Here is a 7,006-nt window from a genome sequence, read left to right as displayed (position 1 = left end):
TCCATGGTTGAGCCAGTTAGAAAAAAACTTCTATAGTTTTACGCCAAACTCCTTGGCAGGAATCATCGAACACCGTTTGGTGCTGGCGGGTCAACATGGTACCATATCTGTGGGAGCATTTTCCACGGTATGCTTCATTTTTATGGTGGGGGGAATGTTGGTTGCCTATAGCTATGTACACCACAGCAATATGCTTATCATACAGGATATAATGTATATCCTATTGGGAGCCCTGATGGGTCTTATGCTACCGTTTGTTCTGCTGAATATGAAGATTAAAAACCGTCAGAAAAAGATGCTGCGCCAACTGCCGGAATTCTTGGACCTGATGTGTATCAGCGTACAGGCGGGCCTTACCTTTGATGCAGCTGCCCGAAAAATAGTCCAACGCATGCATGGGCCTTTGATTGATGAATTCCACCGCACTATGGATGACATGCGCATGGGTGTCCCACGAAAGCTAGCCATGAAAAACATGGCCAACCGTTGCGATTTGCCGGAATTAACTCTATTTTTAACCTCTATTATTCAGGCCAATCGGTTAGGAACCAGCATCAGCAAAACCTTAGCCATTCAGGCCGATAATATGCGGGATCGACGGCGTCAGGCTATAAAGGCCCTGGCTATGAAGGCTCCGGTAAAAATGCTCTTTCCCCTGGTATTCTTCATCTTTCCTGCACTGTTTGTAGTGGTATTGCTGCCAACCGTCCTTGCCCTGATAAAAAACTTTTGAGGTAACTGATGCTCAATGTATCCATCCAACCGCCTGGCACTGGGAAATTGACTTTCCAGGCAAAAAGGGCCAACACTTTCTTAAAAAGATTTACTGGACTGATGGGAAAAGCCCATCTGCCGCCGGGTACCGGCCTACTGCTTTACCCTTGCAACAGCATACACATGATGTTCATGCGTTTTCCCATTGATGCCATTTTTTTCGATCGGAACTACCGCATCCTAAAGATTGTCCATAGCTTAAAACCATGGATTGGTCTGGCGGGAGCTCTGGGGGCCTATGGGGTGTTGGAATTGCCTGCCGGCAGTCTGGAATCCCTAAAAGGACTATCCCACAATCAGTCCCTTATTTTGCAAATTGAACCATATGCCTCATATCAGGGTGAACCATCCTCTGAAAATTAACAGTGCCAATCCCTAAGGATTGGCACTGTTTTAATATTCGTTACCACTCTACATTACCATCACGATCATTTGTCAAAACCACACTGGCTGCTTCTGGCTCCGTGGCCGCAGATGTAGCCGTATAATTCTTCTGGATATAGTACCCCTGGCTCTGAAGATTGAGATTCTGTCCCGCCACTATACTGCCATAAAAGAAATAACGGTTGTCATTTACACTGACGGAGCCAAATGGAGCATAAATATTTCCGGTAAATATCCCACCATTACAGTTTATCCAGAAACCGCCACTCCCCAAATAAATAAGCACTATCGGCCGTCCCGCTGTCATATCGGCACTGGTATTAAAATTATTCACATTGTCACAGATAATGTATAACGGCTTATCACTGCTGCCACTGATGGCATCATTCAGGCTGATATTCAGGTTGGGAATATTGTAGTAAATCACATCCACCCCCTGATTACTCAGCTGACTCAGAGATGAACTGGTGGCATTTTGCTGTCCCTGATCGGTAATCTTATAGGTGGACTGATCCGACAGCAGGCCCTGAATAATCTCCCGATAGTACTGAGCAATATCAATACTGCCATCATATTTAGGTTCATTGATATAGCCCTTCTCCTTGGCCTGGTTCACCGTAATGGTAGAATTACCATCTGCTCCGAAGGCTTCCCCCTTCAGATAAATATTACCCTGGGAATTGTTCCAGCCACTTTGGTTAGCAAATACCATATCCCCATCATAGGTGGAGCAATTACTCCTTTGCTGATAAATATTGTAATTGTCCGGGTTTTGTATGGAATTGATGGAATAAAAACCGCCACCAATGGTAAAGAGGTAGTTAAACAGCTTGTTTCCCCCGGCACCATCTGACGAGGTGCCCCCACGACGGAACTTAGCACATCCTATTACACTTATTTCCACATCATCTCCCAGATAAGGGAAAAATCGCAAAAAATAGAGGGATACCCGTTCCTTCAAGGTCACCCGAAAATAAGTAAGCCTTGTTTCATCTGACTCCCGGACCTGATACAGATAATCCAGTTCTTCCGCCTTAGGATGATTTCGGCTGGTGTATAAACTAGCCGCCCGATCGGCATTGGGATGATTTGATGGCTCATCATCGGAGGACACATAAGCATATCCCCCAGCCATAGCCGCCGCATCAGCCGCATTCTGCAGACGGGAATGGTGTGCATACAGATTACCAAAATCGATGACTATACCGGTAAAAATCATCAACAATGGAATGATTACTGCAGTAAAGGCAAATACGGCACCCTTTTGATTTATTTCCATAATGTATGTTACCTACCTATTAGTGTCTTCATAATAGTATAACAGATTTTAACCTATAGCGGGGCGATATACCTATATTTTTATGGTTTTTTTGTTGCAAAAATAGTATGATATAGCTTGAAATGATGTCATTTTAGGAGGTTTCATCATGCGAATAATAATAGTTGGTGCCGGAAAGCTGGGCTATACTATCGCAGAACGCCTGTCACAGGAAGAATATGATGTAGTGGTGGTGGACAACAACCCATCCCGTCTGCAAATAATTCAGGATAATCTGGATGTCCTCACCATTGAGGCCAATGGCTCCAGTCCTATTACTATGAACAATGATGATATACGGGATGCCGATGTGCTCATAGCCGTTACCGCAACGGATGAAATCAATATGGTCTCCTGTATTTTAGCGAAAAAACACGGGATAAAACGAACTATTGCCCGTATTCGGGATATGCAGTTCATCTCCGAAGCCAAAGAATATCTGAAAGCAAATTTTGATATTGACCTGATGCTAAATCCTGAGCTTATTATGGCCATGGAAATCAACCGTATACTAATGGTCCCGGCTGCCCTAAATATTGAAGACTTTGCCGACGGGCAGGTGCGTCTGTTTGAAACTAAGGTAAAGAAAAAATCCCCCCTGGCCAATATTATGCTGAAAAATCTTGATATGCCAAAAACCATTATTGCTGCCATGATATTCCGGGGGCAGCGGATGATCATTCCCCATGGTGATGACAGCCTGCAGCCTAATGACAATGCGTATTTTATCGGTCTTACCACTGATATTGACAAGTTCAGTAAAAATCTGGAGGAACGGAATCACTCCAAACTGGAGAAAGTAACCGTTATCGGTGCCGGCCGCATGGGCCGATTTGTCGCCAGTATGCTGGACAAGCAAAAAGTAAAGGTAAAAATCTTTGATACAAAAAAAGAACGGCTTCATCTTATAGCCTCTCAATTTAAAAATAATGGCAAGGCCATTCTGGCTGATGCCGCTGATATCACCAAAATGCTGGAGGAAGGCATTAACGAAGCGGATGCCCTCATCTGCCTTACCGATGATGACAAACTTAATTTCTTGCTGGCCCTTTTGGGCAAGCATCACGGCGTGAAAAAGACCATTATCCGCCAGGCAAAAACCGACTACAAATCCATTTTGCGGGAACTGGGTGTGGATATTTCACTGTCCTCCCGTATTTTGGCCGCTAACGAAGTATTGGCCTTTGTCCGGGGCAATTCAGCGGTAACCCTGCTACAGGATGCCCGGGCTGAGGTCACCGAGGTCGTTATTCAGACCGGCAGTGCCGTCTGCAACAAAAAGCTCATGGATGCCAATTTACCAAAGTCATGCCTGGTCTGTGCCTTCGTCAAAAATGGCGAGGTACAGATTCCAAACGGCAACACGGTTTTAAAAGCCGGAGGACGGGCCATTATCATTACTGAAAAACAATCCACTACCAAGATTTTAAAATATTTTAGCAGGAACTAACTATGGATCGGTTAATCCTTTATCTCATCAGCAGGGCCCTGTTTAACTGTGCCGGGCTAATGCTCATTCCATTTTTTTACAGTGTAAATATAGGTACTGACACCACCACTTGGGTATTTGGCAAGGCAATATTTATTATCCTGCTGGTGGCGGTCTTCATTCGCGGCAAATCAGCCCACCAGGAGGACTCCCTGTCCGTCACTGGCGGGGCTGCCTTTTTGTTTGCCATTTGGCTTACCATGGCCATGGCCGGTGCCCTGCCCTATTATCTAAGTGGTCTGCTGGACGGTGCCAGTGCATTTATGGAGAGTCTCTCCGGCTTTACCACCACTGGCTATACCAACCTCATTGAGCTGCGGGATCCTTCTCTCATTTTATGGCGCAGCCTGACCCAATGGATTGGTGGCGGTATGGTACTTATGTTTATTGCTACAGTTCTCCCAGCCATCAGTGGCATTTTCGGCATTAGCTTTGCTATGCCAGTAGCCCTAAAAACCGGTATTATATCATTGAAACGACTGAAAAAGAATACCCGCCGCCTGACTATGATTTATACACTAATAACTATTGGCGGTGTAATAAGCTTTTCTTTGGCCGGTCTCAATCTGTACGATGCCGTCAACTATTCCTTGGTGATTATCTCCACCGGAGGTTGTTATTTCTCCGGCACATATCTTTATAATAATCTATGGTTCGCCATTGCTGTATCCTTGGGGTTAATTGCCGCCGGGTGCAATGTTATCATCTATTGGCAGGCAATAAAACAGCGTAAAACTTCTATTTTGAAAAAAAATTTTCATAACTCCGAGTCCCGGCTATTCCTGCTAATGATATTGGTACTGGGACTTATTATTGGTGTCCATTTATATTGGGTAGATTGCTATGGTTTGATGGACAGCCTATGGTATGGCTTTTTCAGTGTGGCGCTTTACGCCGGTACCATCAGTGCTTACCCTATGGAGGTTCTCAACTGGACCGATTTTGATAAACTCATACTGATAATGGCCGCCAGTGTAGGCGGCTGTATTGGATCCTTGGCCGGCGGTTTTAAAATCCTTCGACTGATGATCTTGTTCAAAAGCTGCGCCAATGAGCTGACCCGGACCATTCACCCGGATATCATCATGACCACAAAAATAGATGGGGAAATTGTACCACCTAGCCTTATCAACCGTGTATTGGGCTTTTTCTTTATAGTTATAGTTACCATTGCCCTGGCGATTATAGTCATCTCATCGGCCGGACTGGATATGCAGCAATCTATGGAAATAGCTTTAGGGTGTCTGACCAGCACCGGTGCCATCATGTATTTTCACACTGGCACTGATATACTTACATCCCTGCCGGTTTACATCAAGCTTTTCTGCTGCTTTTTGATGATATTGGGCAAAGTCGACTTTTTTGCTTTTTTACTGCTTATATACAGTGGCCGAAACCACTTGCTGAATGAACGCTGGTAGGAGGTGGCAGATTGAGTTATCCGATAATTTTTTATATGCTTAGCCGGCTCATGTTTGCTATGTCCTTGACCCTGCTGATTCCTATGATAGCCTCCATACACTGGCAGGAGTCCAGCTCTCTGGATTTTTTAGCAGCCATAATTTGCAGTCTGTCGTTATCAGTATATTTCAGCAACAAGGGAAAAATAACCAATGATGATATCAGTATTCGGGAAGGCATCGCCATAACTGGCTTGAGCTGGTTATTTGCCTCCATTATTGCTTCCATACCATATATATCAGGCCACTATATGCCATTTATTGACTGCCTGTTTGAGGGGGTCTCCGGCATTACCGGCAGTGGAGCATCCGTGGTTGGTGATATTCCCAACCTGCCCGCCAGCATTTTGCTGTGGCGTAGCCTCACCCATTGGCTGGGCGGCTTGGGCATAATCGTTATTTTTATCGCACTGGTACCACAAACTGGTATCCGGGGGCTGAAAATGTTTGAGGTTGAAACCACCGGCCCAACAGAAAGCCGTCCCCTGCCCCGTTTTAAAGCCACAGCCCGGGCTCTATTAGTGGTTTATATTCTGCTGACCTTTATCCTCGTTGCCCTTTTACTGATATGCGATTTCAATCTTACCGATGCGGTAAACAACGCTATGTCAGCCATTGCCACCGGTGGGTTCGCCACCCATAATGACAGCATAGGTCATTTTAACAATTTACCGGCCGAAATCATCATTATGATATTTATGCTGATTGGTGGCGGAAACTTTTCCCTGTATCTTATTGCCTGGAAACGTGGCTATAAAAAAATCTTTACCGAGCCGGAATTTGTGACTTATCTGGTGATTTTCGCCGTGATATCCATAGCGATTACAGTCAACCTGGCCGCAACCACCGACCTTAATCTGTTTACAGCCCTGCGCTATGCCTCATTCCAGACCGCTGCTGTTATCAGCACCACCGGATTTTCCACCACAGATTTTGACAGCTGGCCGGCTTTTTCCAAGTACTGCCTGCTGATTGTAATGCTAACCGGCGGTTGTGCCGGCTCCACCTCCGGTGGTATAAAAATAGCCAGGTTTATCCTGCTGTTCAAAATGATAAACCGTATTGTCAAGGAAAAGCTCAATCCAAACCATATCGTTCATCTGTCCTATGACACAAATGAACAGCTGGATGTAGTCATAAATCGCACCAGCCGCTTCTTCTTCCTGTACATTTTCCTGGCCCTGATGGGGGCATTGATTTTTACCATCGATGGATTGCCGATTATGGATGCCATTGTCCTAGGCATCTCCGCCATAGGTAATGCCGGCATCGCCTATGGTGCTGCCAATGATTTTAGTCAATTAAATGCTTTGACAAAAATCGTTTGCTGTATGCTGATGGTCATAGGCCGTCTGGAAATATTCCTGTTTTTGGTAATGCTGAAACCATCCTTCTGGCAAAAGGGTGCCAGCTGGTAACATCAGTTAGCCACGCAAAAAAATTGCGCTTGTGCATTCCCACAGGCGCAATTTTAATTTAAACCTCAAACTTCCCACATGCAAAAACCTGACGGCTTCTTGAAAACTGTATACTAAGTTTATTATTAAACTTACCAGCATAAGTATTTGCTCTTATACAATA

General features: G+C 45.0%; 6 protein-coding genes. 5 read left to right on the top strand and 1 reads right to left on the bottom strand.

What is annotated here, in order from left to right:
* On the top strand, positions 1-733 hold a 733-nt coding region (locus QZV24_RS09670), incomplete at its 5' end, for a type II secretion system F family protein (protein WP_294523316.1).
* Positions 734-741: 8 nt separating this feature from the next.
* A complete protein-coding gene (locus QZV24_RS09665; protein ID WP_294523314.1) occupies positions 742-1,137 on the top strand; it encodes a DUF192 domain-containing protein in 396 nt (131 codons plus the stop codon).
* Positions 1,138-1,177: 40 nt separating this feature from the next.
* Here the strand turns inward: QZV24_RS09665 and QZV24_RS09660 are convergent, their stop codons facing one another.
* Positions 1,178-2,437, bottom strand: coding sequence for a TadE/TadG family type IV pilus assembly protein (locus QZV24_RS09660; RefSeq protein WP_294523312.1), 1,260 nt, complete (start codon positions 2,435-2,437; stop codon positions 1,178-1,180).
* Between the two features lie 148 nt (positions 2,438-2,585).
* On the opposite strand from QZV24_RS09660, the gene trkA reads away from it, so the two are divergent.
* Genes trkA through QZV24_RS09645 form a run of 3 tightly spaced genes read left to right on the top strand, consistent with a single transcriptional unit; the run spans position 2,586 to position 6,843 of the window.
* A complete protein-coding gene (gene trkA / locus QZV24_RS09655; protein WP_294523310.1) occupies positions 2,586-3,926 on the top strand; it encodes a Trk system potassium transporter TrkA in 1,341 nt (446 codons plus the stop codon).
* A gap of 2 nt (positions 3,927-3,928) precedes the next feature.
* Entirely contained in the window at positions 3,929-5,386 is a 1,458-nt protein-coding gene (locus tag QZV24_RS09650) for a TrkH family potassium uptake protein (RefSeq protein ID WP_294523308.1), read from the top strand.
* Positions 5,387-5,397: 11 nt separating this feature from the next.
* Entirely contained in the window at positions 5,398-6,843 is a 1,446-nt protein-coding gene (locus tag QZV24_RS09645; protein WP_294523307.1) for a TrkH family potassium uptake protein, read from the top strand.
* Positions 6,844-7,006: the final 163 nt, after the last annotated feature.

The sequence above is a fragment of the uncultured Anaerovibrio sp. genome (assembly GCA_902786545.1).
Lineage (GTDB): Bacteria > Bacillota > Negativicutes > Selenomonadales > Selenomonadaceae > Anaerovibrio.
The sequence above is the reverse complement of the archived record's forward strand: the minus strand, read 5'-3'. Positions and strand labels throughout refer to the sequence as shown.

What these genes read in the sequence shown, in the direction of transcription:
- QZV24_RS09660 (WP_294523312.1), bottom strand. Translation starts at nt 2,437, where the DNA reads ATGGAAATAAATCAAAAGGGTGCCGTATTTGCCTTTACTGCAGTAATC.
- QZV24_RS09650 (WP_294523308.1), top strand. Translation starts at nt 3,929, where the DNA reads ATGGATCGGTTAATCCTTTATCTCATCAGCAGGGCCCTGTTTAACTGT.
- trkA (WP_294523310.1), top strand. Translation starts at nt 2,586, where the DNA reads ATGCGAATAATAATAGTTGGTGCCGGAAAGCTGGGCTATACTATCGCA.
- QZV24_RS09665 (WP_294523314.1), top strand. Translation starts at nt 742, where the DNA reads ATGCTCAATGTATCCATCCAACCGCCTGGCACTGGGAAATTGACTTTC.